This window comes from Actinomadura darangshiensis, from assembly GCF_004349235.1.
Classification (GTDB): Bacteria; Actinomycetota; Actinomycetes; order Streptosporangiales; family Streptosporangiaceae; genus Spirillospora; species Spirillospora darangshiensis.
On the sequence record NZ_SMKY01000169.1, the window covers coordinates 1 to 19,472 of the forward strand.

The 19,472-nt window shown below is 72.3% G+C and carries 20 protein-coding genes; 11 read left to right on the top strand and 9 right to left on the bottom strand.

Annotation, left to right across the window (positions count from 1 at the left end):
• Positions 1–210: 210 nt before the first annotated feature.
• Together E1293_RS49685 and E1293_RS29590 are read right to left on the bottom strand one after the other, a co-directional pair.
• Entirely contained in the window at positions 211–459 is a 249-nt protein-coding gene (locus tag E1293_RS49685) for a hypothetical protein (RefSeq protein WP_243716736.1), read from the bottom strand.
• Positions 460–580: 121 nt separating this feature from the next.
• The gene (locus E1293_RS29590) at positions 581–1,567 is read right to left on the bottom strand and encodes an alpha/beta hydrolase-fold protein (protein ID WP_132200774.1); all 987 of its coding nucleotides are present in this window, start codon (positions 1,565–1,567) and stop codon (positions 581–583) included.
• Between the two features lie 166 nt (positions 1,568–1,733).
• Between E1293_RS29590 and E1293_RS29595 the strand changes: the two genes are divergently transcribed.
• Positions 1,734–2,717 (top strand): ArsR/SmtB family transcription factor, encoded by a 984-nt coding sequence (locus E1293_RS29595; RefSeq protein ID WP_132200775.1) that lies wholly within the window; start codon positions 1,734–1,736, stop codon positions 2,715–2,717.
• Positions 2,718–2,788: 71 nt separating this feature from the next.
• On the opposite strand, the gene E1293_RS29600 is transcribed toward E1293_RS29595, so the two are convergent.
• Complete coding sequence (locus tag E1293_RS29600) at positions 2,789–3,505, bottom strand: hypothetical protein (protein WP_132200776.1); 717 nt, start codon at positions 3,503–3,505, stop codon at positions 2,789–2,791.
• A gap of 69 nt (positions 3,506–3,574) precedes the next feature.
• On the opposite strand from E1293_RS29600, the gene E1293_RS29605 reads away from it, so the two are divergent.
• Positions 3,575–4,981 carry a dihydrolipoyl dehydrogenase family protein gene (locus E1293_RS29605; protein WP_243716738.1) on the top strand — a complete coding sequence of 469 codons (1,407 nt, stop codon included), beginning with the start codon at positions 3,575–3,577 and terminating at the stop codon, positions 4,979–4,981.
• A 45-nt stretch (positions 4,982–5,026) separates the two neighbouring features.
• Positions 5,027–5,500: a hypothetical protein gene (locus E1293_RS29610; RefSeq protein ID WP_132200777.1), complete on the top strand. Its 474-nt coding sequence runs from the start codon at positions 5,027–5,029 to the stop codon at positions 5,498–5,500.
• Between the two features lie 17 nt (positions 5,501–5,517).
• Here E1293_RS29610 and E1293_RS29615 read toward each other — a convergent pair whose 3' ends face one another.
• Positions 5,518–6,516, bottom strand: a complete 999-nt coding sequence (locus E1293_RS29615) for a YbgA family protein (protein ID WP_424923693.1) — start codon at positions 6,514–6,516, stop codon at positions 5,518–5,520.
• A gap of 259 nt (positions 6,517–6,775) precedes the next feature.
• Here E1293_RS29615 and E1293_RS29620 point away from each other — a divergent pair, with 259 nt between their 5' ends.
• The 5 genes from E1293_RS29620 (at position 6,776) to E1293_RS29640 (ending at position 12,554) form a co-directional block, all read left to right on the top strand.
• Complete coding sequence (locus E1293_RS29620; protein ID WP_132200779.1) at positions 6,776–8,251, top strand: SDR family oxidoreductase; 1,476 nt, start codon at positions 6,776–6,778, stop codon at positions 8,249–8,251.
• Positions 8,252–8,386: 135 nt separating this feature from the next.
• The gene (locus E1293_RS29625) at positions 8,387–9,721 is read left to right on the top strand and encodes an ATP-grasp domain-containing protein (RefSeq protein ID WP_132200780.1); all 1,335 of its coding nucleotides are present in this window, start codon (positions 8,387–8,389) and stop codon (positions 9,719–9,721) included.
• Complete coding sequence (locus tag E1293_RS29630; RefSeq protein WP_132200781.1) at positions 9,718–10,950, top strand: MFS transporter; 1,233 nt, start codon at positions 9,718–9,720, stop codon at positions 10,948–10,950. The genes E1293_RS29625 and E1293_RS29630 overlap by 4 nt, the downstream gene beginning before the upstream one ends.
• On the top strand, positions 10,947–12,026 hold the full coding sequence (locus tag E1293_RS29635; protein ID WP_132200782.1) for a D-alanine--D-alanine ligase family protein: 1,080 nt from the start codon (positions 10,947–10,949) through the stop codon (positions 12,024–12,026). The genes E1293_RS29630 and E1293_RS29635 overlap by 4 nt, the downstream gene beginning before the upstream one ends.
• A 72-nt stretch (positions 12,027–12,098) precedes the next feature.
• The gene (locus E1293_RS29640) at positions 12,099–12,554 is read left to right on the top strand and encodes a tellurite resistance TerB family protein (RefSeq protein ID WP_132200783.1); all 456 of its coding nucleotides are present in this window, start codon (positions 12,099–12,101) and stop codon (positions 12,552–12,554) included.
• Between the two features lie 16 nt (positions 12,555–12,570).
• Here the strand turns inward: E1293_RS29640 and E1293_RS29645 are convergent, their stop codons facing one another.
• The 4 genes from E1293_RS29645 to E1293_RS29660 all read right to left on the bottom strand — a co-directional run bounded on the left by E1293_RS29645 (position 12,571) and on the right by E1293_RS29660 (position 15,848).
• Positions 12,571–13,461, bottom strand: a complete 891-nt coding sequence (locus E1293_RS29645) for a M56 family metallopeptidase (RefSeq protein WP_132200784.1) — start codon at positions 13,459–13,461, stop codon at positions 12,571–12,573.
• The gene (locus tag E1293_RS29650) at positions 13,458–13,829 is read right to left on the bottom strand and encodes a BlaI/MecI/CopY family transcriptional regulator (RefSeq protein WP_341770219.1); all 372 of its coding nucleotides are present in this window, start codon (positions 13,827–13,829) and stop codon (positions 13,458–13,460) included. The genes E1293_RS29645 and E1293_RS29650 overlap by 4 nt, the downstream gene beginning before the upstream one ends.
• On the bottom strand, positions 13,826–14,746 hold the full coding sequence (locus E1293_RS29655; RefSeq protein WP_132200785.1) for a cation diffusion facilitator family transporter: 921 nt from the start codon (positions 14,744–14,746) through the stop codon (positions 13,826–13,828). Before E1293_RS29655 ends, E1293_RS29650 begins: the two co-directional genes overlap by 4 nt.
• Before the next feature lie 79 nt (positions 14,747–14,825).
• Positions 14,826–15,848 (bottom strand): alpha/beta hydrolase, encoded by a 1,023-nt coding sequence (locus E1293_RS29660; protein WP_243716740.1) that lies wholly within the window; start codon positions 15,846–15,848, stop codon positions 14,826–14,828.
• 283 nt (positions 15,849–16,131) lie between these two features.
• On the opposite strand from E1293_RS29660, the gene E1293_RS29665 reads away from it, so the two are divergent.
• The 3 genes from E1293_RS29665 to E1293_RS47785 are packed head-to-tail and all read left to right on the top strand — an operon-like array spanning position 16,132 to position 18,865.
• A complete protein-coding gene (locus E1293_RS29665; RefSeq protein ID WP_132200786.1) occupies positions 16,132–16,977 on the top strand; it encodes a peptidoglycan-binding domain-containing protein in 846 nt (281 codons plus the stop codon).
• Positions 16,978–17,020: 43 nt separating this feature from the next.
• Positions 17,021–17,905 (top strand): peptidase inhibitor family I36 protein, encoded by an 885-nt coding sequence (locus E1293_RS29670; RefSeq protein WP_132200787.1) that lies wholly within the window; start codon positions 17,021–17,023, stop codon positions 17,903–17,905.
• A gap of 12 nt (positions 17,906–17,917) precedes the next feature.
• A complete protein-coding gene (locus E1293_RS47785; RefSeq protein WP_165978448.1) occupies positions 17,918–18,865 on the top strand; it encodes a SpoIID/LytB domain-containing protein in 948 nt (315 codons plus the stop codon).
• A gap of 51 nt (positions 18,866–18,916) precedes the next feature.
• Here E1293_RS47785 and E1293_RS29680 read toward each other — a convergent pair.
• Positions 18,917–19,472 (bottom strand): NBR1-Ig-like domain-containing protein (locus E1293_RS29680; protein WP_207939168.1); only part of this gene is annotated, 556 nt, incomplete at its 5' end.

A 19,472-nucleotide genomic window follows, 5' to 3' on the forward strand; every position in this document is an offset into this window, starting at 1 on the left:
CCCCGCCTAGCACGGGGGCCGGTGGATGCGACCCGTGACCGCCCACCCGTAGCGGGCAGTCGGGAGCGTAAACAACGCCCACAAGGACCGAACCGGCAACCCCGGTCCTCAGGGCCGAGTAGTTGACCTACGCCATGCTCCCCGCGGCTACCCGCTCTCGGAGTCGCTGGCCTCGATCGAACTCGCCGACCGGCTCGGGTTCCACGCGGTCTACGCGGCCGACGAGCCCTGGCACAAGGACCTGTGGCTGCTGTTCGCCGCCGCCGCGGCGGGCACCTCGCAGATCCGCTCGGCCCGTCGGTGTCCGCGGTGATCCTGCGCGAACCGTCCCTCATCGCCCAGGCTGCCGCGACGCTGGACGAGCTCACCGGCGGCGGCGCCGAGGTCGTCCGCTGCAGCGGCAACTTCGGGGCTGCTCGCCCAGTACAAGATCGACTGGGCGAAGACCAAGCCGCTCACCCTTCTACGACGGCCTGTTCACCTTCGCCCGGGCCCGTCCAGGAGCGGCGGCGGGTCCGGCCAGGCCGGCGAGGACGGCGGCGGTGGCGACGGCGGTCGAGACGAGTTTCCTGCGCATCGGTCACGCCTTCCGGAGCCGGTCGATGATGCCGTCGAGGTCGCGGCGGAACAAGCCCTCGCGCAGGACGTGGCCGCCAGGCTCCTCATGCCATTCGTGCGGGATCCCGGCGTCGCCGAGGCGGGCGCGGAACTCCCGCTGGCCGGCGAGCACCTGCGTCTCCTGGACGTAGTCGGCCCAGTTCACCGGGTCAGGGCTCGTCCCGGCGACCAGGAAGATCCGCTTGTTCCGGTAGCTGGGGATGCGCTCCACGGGGTTGTCGGCGCTGACCCTGGCCTCGTCCCACAGCGGCGCCCCGTACACGGTGCCGCCCGCGAGTTCGATGGCCGCGGCGCTGACGTTCGCCCAGTGCACGACGAGGCCCCCGTCGCGGCGCAGGCTCGCAGGCCCGGAATGGGCGCTGACAGACGCGAAATGGCCGTAGTACTTCGCCGCGTACTTCAGCGCGCCGAAGCCGCCCATGGAGAACCCGGAGACCGCGCGTCCGTCGTATTCGGCGTAGGTGCGGAAGTTCGCGTCGACCCAGGGCAGGAGCTGGGCGATGTGGAACGTCTCCCAGTTGCGGGGGCCGGCGTTGGAGGAGACGGGGTTGCTGTACCAGCCGGCATGCCCGCCGTCCGGCATGACGATGATGATGGGCTTGCCAGCGCTGATAGCGCGGATGCCCCATCGGTCGAAAGTGATGAAGTCCTGGTCGGTGCCGCCGCCGTGGAACAGGTACAGGACGGGATAGCGCCGCCCGCTCGAATAGTCGCTGGGCAGCAGGACGTTGACTCCCGGATCCCATCCGATCGCGTCGGTCGCGAACCGGTAGTACTTCATGCGCGCGTCGCTCTCGTTGCGATCGACGATCCGCAGGCCGAACCCGTCATCGGCCGCTTGCGCGGCGGTGGCGGACCCGATGACGCCCGCGCCGCCAAGCGCGACCGCGGCGGTCACGCCGCCCGCCGTTCTCAGCACATGCCGACGGGAGATGTTCGACTGGCTCACCCTGGCCTCCTGGGGGGAATTCGCCGCACCGGCCGCGGTTTCGCGTGGGAGCGCGGGAGACGATTCAGCACGCAGCGGATCGTAAGCGCCCGGCGACCGGAAGGCCGCGGAGGTGTTCGGGCCCAGTCGAAATCCCCTCGTGACCGCCGCGGTTTAACTTCGGACGATGGGCGGCGTCCTGCGCATCCACTTCAGCGACCGCGATTTCCGGCACGTGCAGCTCGCGAGATCGGCCGATCCGGTATGGGAGGCGTTCCTCGGGCTCCACGTCCTCACCACGTCCCTGGCCCGGCTGCCCCGGCGGCTGCACCCGTGGCGGCGCCGGGCGGTGCGGCGGCTGCGGGACGCCGACCTGCGCGCGGCGTCCCGGCTGCTCCGCGACCTGGCGCCCGCCGACGCCGCCTACTTCCCCGACTTCCTGACCCCCGCCGAGTCGGAGGAGGGCATGGCGGCCGCCCTGCATACGCTGCGCGCCACACCCGGCACCCGGCTGGCCCGCGAACTGCGCGAGGCCGCCCGGTACCGGACGCTCCCCGGCTGGACCCGGCGGCTCGCCTCGGGCGACCGCGCCCTCCTCGACCAGGTCGCGGACGCCGTCCTGCACTTCCACACCCGGCTGATCGCACCGGACTGGAGCGAGGTCGAGGCCACCGTCGCCACCGACTGGGAGAGGCGGATGGAGACGCTGGAGGGCGGCATGGGGGCGATGCTGGAGACCTTGGCGCCGTTCGCCTGGCGGGACCCGGTGCTCACCGCGCCGTACCCGGTGGACGCCGACCTGCACCTGAAGGGACGCGGCGTCCGGCTGATCCCGTCCTTCTTCTGCCACACCACGCCGATCGCCATCGCCGACCCCAGCCTGCCGCCGGTCGTGGTCTACCCGGTCCGCAGCGAGCCGCCGGCCCCCGGGACCCGGCACGCGGACGTCCTCGCCGCCCTGCTCGGCACCGGCCGGGCTAGGGTGCTCAGCGCCCTGACCGTCACGTTCACGACTGGGTCCGTCGCCGTCCGCCTGGGCATGCCCGCGTCCACGGTGAGCGGCCACCTGAAGGTCCTGCGCGACGCGGGCCTCGTCCACAGCGAACGGGACGGCGCCCACATCATGCACCGCCTGACCAGCCGAGGCCGCCACCTCCTGAGACCACCCTGAGCGACAGGACGCGACACGGACCGCCATCACTCGTCCTGCGCGAACATCCCGCCCGGGATCGAACCCGGCGTCTACCTGGTGAGCGCCGAGTGGGTCTCGTCCAGCAGGGTGAGCATTTCTTCTTGGGTCTCGGCGAGAAATGCCTGCTCTACTGCGGTGAGAGCGCGTCCGTCCGTCAGCCAGGCGATGACGTCGCGGTAGCTTGCGGTCTCCTTTTCCCAGAAAGGGTTTCCCAGCTTGGGCCCGGCCGTCCGCCAGGTCACCCCCGTTGTGACGAACTCGTGCAGATTGCGGATCGCGCCGCTCGAGCCGAGCCGTCCCCACCGGTCGAGGAACGGCACCAGATCGATGCCGGTGAGCCCCAGGCTGCACAGCACCGCCCCGATGTCGGGCCAGGCGTCTTCGTCGTCGACCTTGGTCTCCCACCACCGGGTCAGGAAGGCCCTGACGGCGGCGCGCTCGGGATCGGACCACTCCGTCCACCGGCCGCGGCCGAGCTTGCCGAACACGATCTCCGGATCGGGCCAGTTGAACTCGTTCTCCGCGGCGAGTTCGAGCAGCCGAGGGAGGAAGTAGCGGAACTCCGGCACGCCGCCCCACAGGATGAGCGCCTCCGTCGCGTACCGCCGGAGCACGTCCACGCTGAGGCCCCGCACTGGCCCTTCGAGCAGCGGCCGGTCCTCGTCGGGGGCCACGCAGTGCGCGCACCCTTCCACTTTCAGCGGCCGGGGAACCTGCCCGAACACCTCGTAGAGCCCCTCGATCTCACCACTCATGCGCTCGGCCACGTCCGGAAGTCTGCGCGGTTTTCCGGAAGGATGCACGTGGGACGGCACCGCTGATCGGAGGCAGGCGTGATGGACGAGTTCGATGTCGTGGTCGTGGGGGCCGGGCCGACGGGTGAGAACCTCGCGGACCGGGCGCACGCCGGCGGGCTGAGCGTGGCGATCGTGGAGAGCGAACTGGTCGGCGGTGAATGCTCGTACTGGGCGTGCATGCCCAGCAAGGCGCTGCTGCGCCCGGCCGCCGCGCTGGCTGACGCGCGGCGCGCGCCCGGTGTGGGCACCGGGACGCTGGACGCATCGGCCGTCCTCGCACGCCGCGACGACTTCGCCTCGCACTGGAAGGACGACGGCCAGGTCGGCTGGCTGGAAGGCGCCGAGCTCGTCCTGGTGCGCGGCCACGGACGGCTGGACGGGGCCAAACGCGTCGCGGTGGAGACCCCGGACGGCGGGCGCCGGGTGCTGACCGCCCGCCACGCCGTCGCGGTGTGCACCGGCACCGGCGCGGCCCTGCCCGACCTGCCGGGCCTGGCCGGCGCCCGCCCCTGGACCAGCCGGGAGGCGACCTCCTCGTCGCAGGTGCCGCCGCGCCTCGCCGTCATCGGCGGTGGCGTCGTGGCATGCGAGATGGCCACCGCCTGGCGCGCGCTCGGCAGCGAAGTGGTGCTGCTCGTACGCGGATCACAGCTGCTGCCGCGGACGGAGCCGTTCGCTGGAGAAGCTGTGGCCGAGAGCCTGCGCGCGGCAGGGATCGACGTGCGCTTCGACACGTCCGTCACCGAGGTCCGCCGCGAGGGAACGGTGACGCTCACGTTGGACGGCGGCGGCACCGTGACCGCGGACGAGGTGCTGTTCGCCACCGGCCGTTCCCCGGCCACCGCCGACCTCGGCCTGGAGACCGTCGACCTGGCCCCGGGCCGTCCGATCGAGGTCGATTCCACCGGGCTCGCCACCGGCGTCCCCGGCGGATGGCTGTACGCGGCCGGGGACGTCAACGGCCGCGCACTGCTCACCCACCAGGGCAAATACCAGGGACGGATCTTCGGCGAGGTGATCGCCGACCGCGCCGCCGGCCGCCCGCTCGACACCGCCGACTGGGGACGCAGCGTGGCGACCGCCGACGAGCGCGCGGTGCCGCAGGTCGTCTTCACCGACCCCGAGGTCGCCGCCGTCGGCCTCACCCTGGACGAGGCGACCCGCAAGGGATACCGGGTGCGGGCGGTCGACTACGACATCGGCGACGTGGCCGGCGCCTCGCTGCACGCCGACAACTACCAGGGCCACGCCCGCGCGGTCGTCGACCTGGACCGCGAGACGCTCCTCGGCGTCACCTTCGTCGGCGCGGGCGTCTCCGAACTGCTCCACTCGGCCACCATCGCCGTCACCGCCGAAGTCCCCATCGCCCGCCTGTGGCACGCCGTCCCCGCCTACCCCACGATCAGCGAGATCTGGCTCCGCCTCCTGGAGACCTACCGCGCCTGAACGCTCGCGCGGTTCGTCGGCTCCATCGCGTGGTAAAGGTCGGGCATGATCGAGGATGATCGGCCCGCACCGCGTCACCGCAGGCCGCAGGGCACCGGGGACGAGGCGGTCACCGCGGCCGGACGGATGACGGAGGCGCTGGAGACGACCGAGTGCGCACGAGGGCACCTTTACTCCTTCCACCAGTTGACCGGCCGGGCGGACGGGCAGCTGGACGAGGCCGTGGCGTTCCTGCGCGCGGCGGGCCAGGACGAACTGGCGGACAGGGTGTCTCAGGAGTTGGTCGGCCGCAACGTCCTGACGGGGCGCTGGACGTTCCAGCTCGTCGAGGAGTACGACGACGGCTACTACCGGGCGTTCCGCCGGCTTGAGGAGGAGGTCCGCGGCCGGCTCGTGGAAGGGCGGCGGCACGTCTACGAGGCCGAGATGAAGGAGCGGCGGCGTACGCACGGCCTTCCGCATCACACTGCCGTACCCGGCGGCAACGAGGCGGCGGGGGAACCGCGAGACGGCCGCTGACTCCACATCGCGCAGCGTCAGATGTGGTGGCGGAGGAGGAGGTCGGCGGGGTACGGGTCCAGGTAGGTCTGCTGGGCCAGGTAGTCGACGTGTTCGCCTTCGGCGTGGTGGCGCAGCAGGGCGATCGGAACGCTGAGAGGCGTTTCGCCGTGCTGGTAGGACTCGATCGCGGCCACGATGTCGTGGCGGCGGGTCGGGTCGAGGTTGGCGCTCAGCGGGCTGAAGACGTGCAGGAGCGCGTTGGCGTGGCGTCCGCGCTTGGGCCGGACGGCGAAGGCTTCGCTGAAAGCGCGGCGGTACTCGGCCTCCAGGCCCTGGCGCGGCCGGCGGCCCGCCTGGGCGACGATGCGGCCCATGTCCCGGTACGACGACGGGTCGTGGGCGAGGATCTGCAGCTTGTGGCGGCTGTGGAAGGCGACCAGGTCGCGGGGGTTCCAGTCACCGGTGAAGAGTTCACGCAGGCGCGCGTGAGCGAAGATGCGCTCGACGAAGTGCTCGCGGAGGACGGGGTCGCGGAGCCGTCCCTCCTCTTCGACGGGAAGTTCCGGGAGCGCGTCGGTGACGAGGGCGGCGAACACGCCTCGGCCGCCGCGGTCGACCGGCTGCCCGTCGGTGCGTTCGCCGGGCCGGCCGGACGCGTAGCGCGGCAGGTTCTGCAGCCCGCAACTCGGCGAGCGTGACTTGAACACATAGCCGTCGATGTCGGCGAGGTCGGGAAGCCGGTCCTCCGCGAGCTTGGTCATCGCGCCGGTGTGGTCCGAGGTCTCGTCCCTGGTGACGATCCGCCCGTCGCTGAGCAGGCGCAGGGTGGGACGGGGTGCGCCGAGGCCGATCTCGATCTCCGGGCAGACGGAGACCCAGTCGACGTGGGCGGCGAGGGGCCCGGTGAGGAACCGGTCGCGGCTGTGGCCGCCGTTGTAGCGGACCGGCGCGCCCAGCAGGCAGCTGGACACCGCAAGCCGGGGACGCGGGTGATCCACCGGCGCCGGGCCGGGCGGTGGACGGGGAGGGGTCACAGCAGATCCCGCATCCGCCGCAGCCCGCGGGTGGTGCGTGCCTTGACCGTGCCGAGCGGGATGTAGTACTCGCTCAGCGCTGCCTCCAGAGTCACCCGATCCCGATTCCCGGCGGAAACCGCTTCAAGCCTGACCAGGAGCTCCGGACGACCATGCGCGACCGGAAGCGGGGTGCCGGCCGGTCGCGTGGGCAAAATCCGAACAAGGCGCGCATGTGGGGTCGGACGCCGGGTAAGTGGCGGGCGATCAAGGGGGGAGCATGCGCCTGTGCCTGGTGACGGGTGCCAGCGGCTACATCGGGGGCCGGCTGGTGCCCGCGCTGCTGGACGCGGGCTACCGGGTGCGGTGCATGGCCCGCTCGGCCCAGCGGCTGCGCGATCACCCGTGGGCGGGACGGGTCGAGGTGGTGGAGGCGGACGCCACCGATCCCGCCTCGACGCGGCGGGCCCTGGAGGGCGTCGACGTCGCCTACTACCTGATCCACGCGATCGGCGGTAAGGGCGGCTTCGCCGACGCCGACCGCCGGGCGGCCCGCACGTTCGCCGGCGCGGCCCGCGAGACGGGGGCCGGGCGGCTGGTCTACCTCGGCGGCATGGACCCCGACGAGGAGCTGTCGCCGCATCTGCGGTCCCGCGCCGAGGTGGGCGGGATCATGCTCGGCAGCGGGGTGCCGACGGCGTGGCTGCGCGCCGCGGTGATCATCGGCTCGGGGTCGGCGTCGTTCGAGATGCTGCGGTACCTCACCGAGCGCCTGCCGGTGATGGTCACGCCGCGGTGGGTGCACACGCTCATCCAGCCGATCGCGATCCGGGACGTCCTGCACTACCTGGTGGGCGCCGCCGAGCTGCCCGCGGAGGTGAGCCGCGGGTTCGACATCGGCGGCCCGGACGTCCTCAGCTACGGCGACATGATGCGCCGCTACGCCGCCGTGGCGGGGCTGCGGCGGCGGATCATCGTTCCCGTCCCGGTGCTGAGCCCGTGGTTGTCGAGCCTGTGGGTGGGCGGCATCACGCCGGTGCCCGGGGGCCTCGCACGGCCGCTGGTGGAGTCGCTGCGCAACGAGGTGGTGTGCGCCGAGAACGACATCGCCGAGTTCGTCCCGCCGCCCCCCGGGGGCGCGACCGGGTTCGACCTTTCGGTGGCGCTGGCGCTGCGGCGGGTCCGCGAGGCCGATGTCGCCACGCGGTGGTCGTCGGCCAGCACGCCCGGCGCACCGAGCGACCCGCTGCCGACCGATCCGGACTGGGCGGGCGGCAGCCTCTACACCGACGAGCGGGCCTGCCGGACGGACGCGCCGCCCGAGCGCCTCTGGGAAGTGATCGAGGGGATCGGCGGGGAGCGCGGCTGGTACTCCTTCCCGATCGCCTGGCGGGCGCGGGGCGTCCTGGACCGGCTGGTGGGCGGCGTCGGGCTGCGCCGCGGGCGCCGGGATCCGCGCCGGCTCCGGGTCGGGGAGACCGTGGACTTCTGGCGGGTGGAGGAGATCGAGCCCGGACGGCTCCTGCGGCTGCGCGCCGAGATGCGCCTGCCCGGACTGGCCTGGCTGGAGCTGGGCATGCGCCAGGACGGTTCCTTCACGCAGCGGGCGCTGTTCCACCCGCGCGGTCTGGCCGGTCACGCGTACTGGTGGGCCTTCCGCCCGTTCCACGACCGGGTCTTCGGCGGGATGTGCCGCGGCATCGTCCGCGCGGCCGAGCAGGGCCGACCGCGGCCTTTGTCGAAGAAGGCGAATTAACGCACTGGAACAGCGGCCTTTTCGGTTGTCGAATTCCAAGCCGTGGGTCGCATCATAAGGATCGCCGCCCTAGCATGGGAAAGCGCGATGTGATCTTGGGGGACCGGCCGGGGGAGACTCGGAGGACGGCGCGGTATGGCGCGGAGTGCGCACGGGCGACGGGCCTTCGTGCTGATGGGCGATCCGCCCAAGGTGGGGTCGTTCCTCTCGGACCTGCACGCGCGCGGCCTCGCGATCCTCATGGTCGTCGGCCCGCCCAGATCGGATCTCGACGAGGCGTCCAGGGCGTTCCTCGATGTGCCGGGGCATCCGTTCTCCGTCATCGACGAGACGGCGCATCTGGACGGCGGCGACCTGGCCGGCATCGTTGACCAGGTACGACGCTGGTCGGAGCACTACAGCATCGCGGGGATCTTCGGGGCGAGCGCGGTGTTCGCCGAGGCCGCCGCCATCGTGGCGGACGGCCTGGGGCTCCCCGGCCCGGGGATGCGGGCGGCGCGCGTTTGCCGGGACAAACTGCTGCAGCGCCTTTATCTCCGCGGGTGGAGTCCCGAATCCCGGCTGGCGACATCGGAGTCCGCCGCCGAGGCCGTGGAGTGGGCCGCCCGAGCATTGCCGGTGGTCGTCAAGCCTTTGCATCTGTCGTCCAGCATTGGCGTGCGGCAGTTCGACGACGCGGCCGCGCTCGGCCGCCATCTCGCCCGGCTCGGCCCCGGCGACAAGTTGCTCATCGAACCACGCGTGAACGGCCGCGAGTACAACGTCGACATCATCACCGCCAAAGGCCGCCCGGTTTTTTCGGCGGTGACACAGAAAGGCACGAACGAGCAGATCACACCGTTCTTCGCGGAGCTGATCCATACGATCCCGCCGGTCAACGCCGAGGAGGCGGAGATCGGGCGGCTGCTGCGGACGGCGGGCGAGGTCGTCCGGCACCTGCGGTTCGAGACCGGCTGGGCGCATGCCGAGTACCGGCTGGACGAGGCGGGCGAGCCCGTGCTGATGGAGATCGCCGCCCGCCCGCCCGGCGACGGCTGCATGGCGCTGTTCCACATCGCGACCGGCCGGGCGTTCGAGTCGCCGCTCATCGACGCGGCCCTCGGCGCCGATGGCGTCGCGTTTCCCGAACCTCGGCGGCGGGCGCGCCAGGTCTATTTCGACCACGCGCCCGGAGTGCTCCAGGACGTCACCGTGGACTGGCCGTCCGGCACCTGCCCGAGGTGGCTCTGCGACACCGGAATCTGGCCGCCGCCGCGCCCGCTCCTCCCCCACGACCCGCCCGCGCTGCACGAGGTGATGATGCAGAAGGACCGGGGCGCGGCGCTCCGCCCGATCGCCGACTCCGGCCACCGGGCGGTGACCGCGCTCTTCGACGCGCCCCTCGACGCCGACATCGACCTCCTGGAGGCGCGAGTCCGCGACGCGGTGACCCTGCACGTCCAGGGAGCGGCGGCCTGGACGGCCCGGTGACGTTCTGGCTCCCGCCCGGCCGGGCGCAGCGGAACCTCGCACTGATCGTGTTCGTCCACGCCACGGGCCGCGGCGCCTATGTCACGGCGGGCGTCCTGTACTTCACCCAGTCGGTCGGCCTGCCCGTCGGCCAGGTCGGCGTCGGGCTCAGCGCCGCCGGGCTGCTGGCGCTGGCGGCGGGTCCGCCCGTCGGGCACCTGGCCGACCGGTGCGGCGCCCGCGGGGTCTTCACGGCGGCCCTGCTGTGCGGCAGCGCGGCGATCGCCGCGCTCGCGCTGGCCAGGGGGTTCTGGACGTTCCTGGCCGCCGCGTGCGCGACCGCGTTCACCCACACGGCGGGCCTGGCCGCACGCGGGCCGCTGGTCGCCGACCACGGCCGGGACCGTCCGCATGAGTTCCGCGGCTACCTGCGCTCGGTGAGCAACATCGGCATCGCCCTCGGAACGGTCCCGGCCGGCTGGGCGGTGCAGACCGGTACCCGCTCGGCCTATCTGGCGCTCATCCTCGGCACGGCCGCGTCGTCCGCCTGCGCGGCGGCGCTCACCGCGCTCCTCCCCGCGACCCGGCCGATCCCCTCGGACGAGGGGTCCCGGTGGGTCGCGCTCAAGGACGGCCCGTACGCGGTGCTGACCGTCCTGGACGGGGTGCTCGCCGTCCAGTTCAAGGTGCTCACGATCACGCTGCCGCTCTGGATCGTCACCCGCACCGACGCGCCCAACTGGCTGATCAGCGCGACGATGCTGGTCAACACCGCCATGGTCGGCACGCTCCAGACCCGGGTCACCAGGAACGCCGGCACACCGCCGGCGGCCGGGCGGGCCATCCGCCGTGCCGGGTTCACGTTCCTGGTCTCGTGCGCCGTCATCGTCCTGTCGGCCGGCATGCCGGGATGGGCCGCCGCCGCGACGATCCTCGCCGCCGTCGTCGTCCACACGGTGGGCGAGCTGTGGCATGCCGCCGGCGGCTTCGAGCTGTCGTACGCGCTGGCGCCGCCGCACGCGATCGGGCAGTACCAGGGCCTTTTCGGCATGGGGCTCGGCGCCGCCGACTTCTTCGGCCCGGCGATGGTGACGGCGCTGTGCATCCAGTGGGGCCGGCCCGGCTGGTTCGTGCTCGGCGGGATCTTCGCCGGGACGGGGCTGCTCGTCCCGCCGGCCGTCGCCGTGGCGGAACGGCGCACCGGCCGGACGAGCCGCTCCCTCCCGCGCGTGACCTCCTCCCGGCCATGACGCGCGTCGAGAACGGAGAAGGCGCGAGGCCGCCGATGCGGGTCGCCGTGCTGCACGGAGGCGACAGCGACGAGCGCGACCTGTCGCTGGCCTCGGGGGCGGCCGTCGCCGAGACCCTGCTGGCGCGCGGCGACCGGGTCAGCCTCGTCGACCCGCTCGGCGGGGTGACGCAGGTCCGCACCAAGGCCGATCTGCCCCGGGTGGAGCTCGCGCTGGAGCCGTCCGAGATCCCTCCGGCGCCCGGACGCGGGCGCTGCTTCGAGGTGATGACGAGCGCGGAGGTCGCCGGGGGACTGCGCCAGGCGGACGTGGTCTTCGTCGCCCTGACGGGCGGGTGGGGAGGCGACGGGCACATCCAGGCGCTGCTGGACCTGATGGAGGTCCGCTACACCGGCCCGGGGGCGGCCGCCGCGTCGCATGCGCTGGACAAGCTGGTGGCCCGGCGGCTCCTGCACGCCGCCGGCGTCCCCATCGCGCCGGCGGTCGCCGTCTCCGCGGCGCTCTCCGGCCCGCGGGGCCGCGCCGAGCTGCGCGCGGCCGCCGACCTGCTGCGGCAGGGGCCCGCCGTGGCCAAGCCGGTCCGCGGCGGCGGCAGCCTGCACGTCGAACTCGTCCGGACCGTGGACGAGCTGCACGCGCTGCTGGCCGTCGGCCCCGGCGACCTGCTGGTCGAACGCTATCTGCCGGGCCGGGAGTTCACCGTCGGCATCGTCGGGGACCGGGCGTTACCGATCATGGAGGTCACGCCGCCCACCGCCCTGTTCGCGTACGGCGCCAAGCGGCTGCCCGCGCTGCACAGCCGCAAGTGCCCGGCCCCGATCCCGGCCGGCGACGCCGCGGTCCTGCGGTCGCTGGCGCTCCGCGCGCACCGCGCGATCGGCCTGGACCACCGCTGCTACTCCCGGGTCGACCTCCGCTGCGACGGGACGGGCGCCCCCTACTGCCTGGAGGTCAACGCGCTGCCCGGCCTCACCGAGATCAGCATGTTCCCGCAGGCGGCCGCCACGGCGGGCTGGTCGTTCACCGACCTGATCACCACGATCATCGGGCTGACCCTGGCCCCCCGCACCGGCTGACCGCCGGTTGCTACTACGTTTGTAGCAGTAGGGGTAGGGTCGTGAGGGACGGCCGACGATGGGGAGTGTGCGATGCCTTTCTGGGACAAGCTGCGCGAGTCGAGCCAGACCATGCAGACGCAGTTGCTCAGTAAGAAGAACGAACTGAAGAGCGGAGCGTTCCGGGACGCGAGCATGGCGATGTGCGCGCTGGTCGCGGCCGCCGACGGCAGCGTGGACCCGTCCGAGCGGCAGCGGACGGCGTCCCTGATCGCCTCCAACGAGGTGCTGCAGAACTTCCAGGCCGACGACCTGCAGCGCCGGTTCAACGACTACGTGTCCAAGCTGACCGCCGACTTCGCGTTCGGGAAGGTGTCGGTCCTGCAGGACATCGGCAAGGCGAAGAAGAAGCCCGCCGAGGCGCGCGCCGTCATCCAGATCGGCATCGTGATCGGCGGCGCTGACGGGACGTTCGACGACGACGAGAAGGCCGTCGTCCGCGAGGCGTGCTTCGCGGTCGGGCTCGACCCGGCCGAGTTCGAGCTCTGACGCGGGGCGCGTCCGGTCACCAGAACGCGGGCAGCGACAGCAGGACCGACAGGACGACGTGGTCCAGCTGGAGGGTCGCGGCGGTCAGCGAGACGCTGACCACGCCGTTGCCCGTGAACAGCAGCGGGCCGGCGACCGCGTTCTTGGCCGGGGGCGTGCCCAGCAGCGCCTCGACCCGCTCGACGACCCCGGACTCGGCGAACGCGTTCACCGGGCCGGTGGCCCGCGGCTGCGCGAGCGCCACCTTGGCGAGCGTCCGGGCGACGACGGCGCGGTCGCCGGTCGCCTCCGCGGCGTCCTCGTCCGCCCAGCGCTCCGTGGCCAGCCGCAGCCGGGCGGCCAGGGGGCGCAGCGGCGGCAGGGCGGCCGCGGCCAGGTCGCCGGCGGCGAGGTAGCGGTGGTGCCGGTGCCTGAGGTGGGACGCCTCGTGCTGGAAGACGACGCGCAGCTCCGCTGGCGTCAGCTCCCGCAGCAGGCCCCGGGAGACCAGGACGCCGCCGTTCCGGCCGGGGACCGCGACGGCGATCGGGACGCCGGTGTCGAGCGGCTCCCGGGCGCCGGCCCGCGCGGCGCGGAGCCCGGCGGCCCGGCGGGCGGCGGTCCTGCCCGCGGCCACCAGGCCGGCGGCCGGCAGGACGGCCGCCGCGATCCCCACCGCGTCCGGGACCGGCCGGTCGTCCCCGAACAGCGCCCACTCGGGGACGTGCGCCGCGGCGGACGGCGCCAGCGTCGCCGCGTAGTTCACCGCCACGAAGAACCCGGTGCCGAACGCGGCGACCGCGGTCATCGCCCCGGTCGTCGCCAGCAGCCGCGCCGACCAGGACGGATGGAGCCGGGGCGGCATCCGCGCGAGCGCGACGCTCAGCGTCAGCATGATGGCGAGCGGAAGGAAGGTGAACCAGTTCACCCGCCGGCCCCCAGGCGGTCGAGGAACTCGCGCAGCTTGCGCGCCTCCTCGACGCTGAGCGAGCGCGCGAACCGGTTCAGCACGGTTCCCGGGTCGCTGGCATGCCGCAGGTGGTCGCGCATGCGGTCGGCCACCAGCTCGGACTCGTCGACGGCGAGCCGGTACCGGTAGTGCCGGCCCACCCGGGCGCGGGAGACGAGCCGCTTCTCGTGCAGCCGGTGCAGGATCGTGTTCACCGTCGTGTAAGCCGGTGCGCCGTCCAGCCGGTCCACCAGCTCGGCCGTGCTGGCCGAGCCGCCCGCCCCGGCGAGGGCCGCCAGGACCTCGGCCTCCAGCTGCCCCAGTGGCCTGCGCGGCAACGGCCTCACCGGCCCTTCCGCAGGACGTCGGGCTCAAGGTAGACCAGCCGCGCGATCGGCACCGCCGCCCGGATGCGGGCCTCGGCGTCGTTGATCGCGTCGGCGACCTCCCGCGCGTCGTCCTGCAGGTCGATCGCGATCTTCGCGGCGACGAGCAGCTCGTCCGGCCCGAGGTGCATGGTGCGCATGTGGATGACCGAGGGCACGTCGTGGCCCTCGGTGATCGCCCGCCGGATGAGGCGCACGTGCTCGGCGTTCGCGGACTCCCCGATGAGCAGGCTCTTGACCTCGGTGGCCAGCACGATCGCGATGGCCGCGAGCAGCACGCCGATCGCCGCGGTGCCGATGCCGTCCCAGACGCCGTCGCCGGTGATCAGGGTCAGGCCGACGCCGGCAAGCGCGAACACCAGGCCCACCAGCGCCCCGGTGTCCTCCAGCAGGATCACCGGCAGCTCCGGCGACTTGGACCGGCGGACGAACTGCACCCAGCTCGCCCCCTTCCGGACCCGGTCGGCCTCCCTGGCCGCGGTGCGCAGCGCCGTCCCCTCCAGGGCGATCGCGACCAGCAGGACCGCGATCGGCACCCACTGCCACTCGTCGATCGGGTGCGGGTCGCGGATCTTGTGGTACGCCTCGTACAGCGCGAACAGGCCGCCCAGGCTGAACAGGACGATCGCGACGAGGAAGGCGTAGATGTAGCGCTCGCGCCCGTACCCGAAGGGGTGCTCCTCGGTCGCGCGCCGCTCGGCGCGCTTGCCGCCGATCAGCAGCAGCGCCTGGTTGCTGGAGTCGGCCACCGAGTGGATGGCCTCCGCCAGCATCGAGGACGAGCCCGTCAGGGCGAACGCCACGAACTTGGTGACCGCGATCCCCAGGTTCGCGCCCAGCGCGGTGATGACGGCCTTGGTACTGCCTTCGGCGCTCACGGGTTCCCCGTCCCCTCCGTCTCCCTGCATACGCGCGCCCGTCCGCGCACGCCGTGTGACTACACTTGTAGCAGAAAGCTCAGTGCCCGGTATGCCGGACCTGGGCGGTGAAGGGCTCGATGCCGTTGACGACCGCCTCGAAGCGGAGCGAGTGGAACAGGTCGAACGAGTGCTGGGCCCCCGGCAGTTCGGCGCAGCAGACCGGGTTCGCCGAGACGCTCCGCAGCCGGTCGACGAAGTAGCGGGTCCCGCCGGCGTGCACGAGGGTGTCCGCCCCGGCGTGCAGGACGAAGATCGGCGGCGCGTCGGGCCGGACGTAGGACACGGGGGACGCGGCCGTGTCGCCGCCGATACCGCCGTGGTACCCGTACAGGGAGATCGCGCCGGTGACGGAGGTGTCGGCGTCCTCGAAACCGGGCTGGAACGCGGGGTCGGACGGTGTCAGGGCCGCCATCGACGCCAGGTGGCCGCCCGCGGAACTGCCTGAGACGAACAGCGTCGAGGGGTCGGCGCCGTACTCGTGCCCGTGCTCGCGCACCCAGGCGATGACCTTCTTGGCGTCGATCAGGTGCTCGGGGAAGCCCGCCTCCGGCCGGAGCCGGTAGTTGGCGCTGACGCAGACCCACCCCTGGCTCGCCAGCCGGTTCCGCTTGCCCGCGGGGCCGTAGGCGATGTCAGACACCCGTTCGACGTCCCGGCGCCGTACGAAGAACGGCCTGAACAGGATGCGGGCGAGAGGAAGATCGGGGCACGGCGCGGGAGCGCGGCCGGCGAGCGCCTCCGCCACCGCCGGGCCCGCCCGCAGGCCGCGCCGGGCGATGACCACGAGACCGGCCGCGGTGAGGACGGCGGCCCCGCACGCCGCCCACGCGGCGGGTGACGCGAGATCGCCCTGGGCGGCCGCGAGGAGGGTGCACGCGAGGAGCCAGGCGAGCCCGGCGAACGGAAGCTCGTTGATCGCCAGGCCGAGCCGGAAGCTCAGCCTGCCGAGGCGGGGGCCGTGCAGCGGCGCCAGCGCGAAGCCGGTGGGGATCGCCAGAAGGGCGACCGAGATGGCGTAGCCGACGGGGAAGTCCGTCGCGGGCAGGGATCCGATCATCATGTTCTCTCCTTCGGCGGGGGCCGGCACGACGAGCGTCGCGGCCGCGCCGCCCCGCCCGCATCGGCCGCGCGAAGGCGGTCGCGCCGACCGCGGTCGGCGCCGTCACCGACTTTGGTCGGGGCCCCCGGACGCCGTCAGCCGGCTGTCAGACGGCGCGTACGGCTGTACGAACGGCCCGGCGGACAAGCTGACAACACCGATCTTCTTGTGGACAACTGAGCGGTCCGTGACCGTGGACTCCGCCGGTGAACTTCGCTCCCGAAGCCTGCAACCAGGAGAAACGATGAAGTTGTCCTCATGTGCCGCCGCTCTCATGGCGACCGCCCTGCTCGCGTCCCTGGCCGGCGCGTCCAAGACGCCGGCGGCGCAGGCGGCCGGCACCGCCGCCCTGCCGAACGTGAACATGGAGGCCACGGTCAAGGCCGCCCAGATCGACCCGCGGCGGGCCGACGACACCCTCACACCCGGCGCCAAGGCGAGCGTGCTCCTCGTCGAGAAGGCGCTGCGCGACAAGAAGCTGCTCGACGCGAAGTGGGTGGACGGCTACTTCGGCACCACGACGATCGCCGCCTACGCCAAGTACCAGAAGTCGCTCGGCTACACGGGCCTCGACGCCAGCGGCCTGCCGGGCAAGACGTCGCTCGCCAAGCTCGGGTCCGGCCGCTTCAAGGTCGCGCACGTGATCGGCCCGGGTGAGCGGGTGTCGAGCCGCGGCGTCACCATCAACACCCGCACGCGGGACATGCTGGCCGCGGCGGAGAAGCTGCTCAACCGCGACCTCGCCCTGGACCAGGGCTCGTACAACCCCGGCGGCGACCCCACATCGGCGGGGACCCACGACGGCGGCGGCGTCGTGGACGTCTCGGTCAAGGGGATGAACGCCGCCACCCGCACGTCGGTCGCCCGCGCGCTGCGCCAGGTCGGGTTCGCGGCGTGGGTCCGCAACCCGAACCAGGGCGACTGGCCCTGGCACATCCACGCCGCCGCCATCAGCGACACCGACCTCTCCAGCGCGGCCCAGCACCAGACCGGCGACTACTACCTCGGCCTCAACGGGCTCGCCAACCACGGCCCGGACGACGGCCCGAAGGTGACCATCCGTACCTGGGAGGAGTACCAGCGCCGCTGACTTGTCCGTGAACCAGGTTCCGCGAATTCACAGGGAGAAAAGCATGCGAACGCTCAACAAGATCCTCACTGCGACGACCGCCGCAGTGGCGCTCGGCGGGGCGGCGGCGGCCATCGCCTCGCCCGCCTCCGCCGCGGCCCGCAACGGCGTCTGCGACAGCGGCGAGTTCTGCTACTACTACAACAGCGGGAACAAGGGGTCGATCTCCGACTTCACCGGTTCCGTCGCCGACTACGGCACCAAGCAGCCGTCCTGCTACGACTACAAGGGCGCGGGAGCCGGCAAGGGCAAGTGCATCAAGAACGACGCCGCCTCGGTCTGGAACCGCAGCAGCAAGACCGTGCGCGTCTACTTCAACAGCAACTACGGCGGCAAGTACCAGGACTTCAAGGCCGGGGCGAAGGGCAACCTGAACTCCAGCCTGAAGAACCAGAACGCCTCGCACCAGTTCTCGCCGTCCTCGCGCACGAACATGACGACCGGGCTGTACAAGGCCGGCGGCGGCCGGATCACCTGCGGCTTCGACGGCTACACCAGCACCCCCGGACGGCACGAGGGCATCGACATCGCCCGCGGCGTCGGCTCGGACGTGCACGCCCTGGTGAGCGGCAAGATCACCTACGTCGCGAAGGGGCACACCGGCAGCTCGGGCCTGTCCACGATCTCCGTCTACAACGCCGCGGCGAACAAGACGGTGATCTACCTGCACTCCGCGCCGCGGTCGCTGAAGGTCGGCCAGTCCATCAGCCGCGGCCAGGTCATCGCGGACGAGTCGTGGCACGGCGTGTCGTCCAGCTCGAGCGCGCACACCCACGTCGAGATGCGTCCCGGAAAGCAGACGCACGCGGCCAAGAGCGTCGGCGACCCGACCCTGGACAACCCGAACCCGACCTCGTTCTGGCACTCCCAGGGCTACAACATCAAGTAGGGGCAGGCGACCGTGTCTACACGAACTGTGCGGGTGATCTCGCGGGCCGTCGCGGCGACCGCCGCGATGACGATCGGCGGGGCGGCCCTCGTCGCCGCGTCGGCGCCGGCGTCGGCGGCAGGCCGTAACGGCGTCTGCGACAGCGGCGAGTTCTGCTACTACTACAACAGCGGGAACAAGGGGTCGATCTCCGACTTCACGGGCTCGGTCGCCGACTACGGCACCAAGCAGCCCTCGTGCTACGACTACAAGGGCGCGGGGGCCGGCAAGGGCAAGTGCATCAAGAACGAGGCCGCCTCGGTCTGGAACCGCAGCAGCAAGACGGTGCGGGTCTACTTCAACAGCAACTACGGCGGGAAGTACCAGGACTTCAAGGCCGGGGCCAAGGGCAACCTGAACTCCAGCCTGAAGAACCAGAACGCCTCGCACAAGTTCCTGAGCTCCAACCCGCCCACCGGGTGCAAGACCGACGGCACGAACAGCAAGCTGCCGTCGACCATCCTGGTGTACCGGGTGTCCCTCAACCGGGTGGACCGGGTGACGTTCAAGACCTACGTCAAGAACGTCCTGCCCAACGAGTGGGTGACGAGCTGGCCGAAGGAGTCGCTGAAGGCCGGCGCGATGGCCGTCAAGAGCTACGGCTGGTACTGGGCGCTGCACTCGACGCGCAAGACGTCCGACGGCCGGTGCTTCGACGTCTACGACAACACCTCGAGCCAGGTGTACAAGCCCGGTTCCGCGGTCGCGTCGACGAGCTCCGCCGTGGACGCGACGTGGGGCACCCGGATGACCCGCAGCGGGAAGATCCTCCAGGCCCACTACTGCTCCACGACGACGGCGTGCGGCGGATGGGTCACCGGTGACTGGATGTCGCAGTACGGCTCGCGCGACAAGGCCAACGCGGGCCAGAAATACTCCACGATCCTGAAGGCCTACTACAACGGGATCGCGCTCTCCTGATCCCCCGGCCTTCCGGCCATGGTTCCCCGCCGTGCCACGCACGGCGGGGAACTACCGTTTCTCGACGATGATCTGGAAGTTGACCGGCCGGCTTCCGGGGAAGGCGACGTTTCCCGCGGCGTCGACCATCTTGAACCGCACGTAGCACAGGCCCGGTTTCTTCGGCGTGGTGATCGCGGTGCGGATGTCGACCATCTTGCCGGGCGGCGTGTCGTCGATCGGCACCTCGGAAATGGTCTGGCACTGGTCGGCCCGCTGCGGGACGTCGAGGCGGCGCAGCGAATACCCCGCCCACGTCACCTTTCCGGCGTTCTTGAACCGCCACACCTTGGTCGTGTTCTCGCCGGCGCCGACACGCGTGCAGTCGGGCAGCGTGAGGTCGGTGACGAACTTGGCCGCGTCGCCCTTGTGCAGGGGCGGGGCCGGCGGCGGGTTGGTCGCGTGCACCGGGCAGTCGGCCGCGGACAGCGCGGCCTCGGACGGACCGGCGGACGCCTTCCGGCCGTCCCCGGAACCACGGTTGACGGCGACCATGATGACCACCACCGTCCCCACCCCGACGGCCGCCGTCGCGAGCACGGCCACGGCGGGGCGGGTCAGCCGGAAC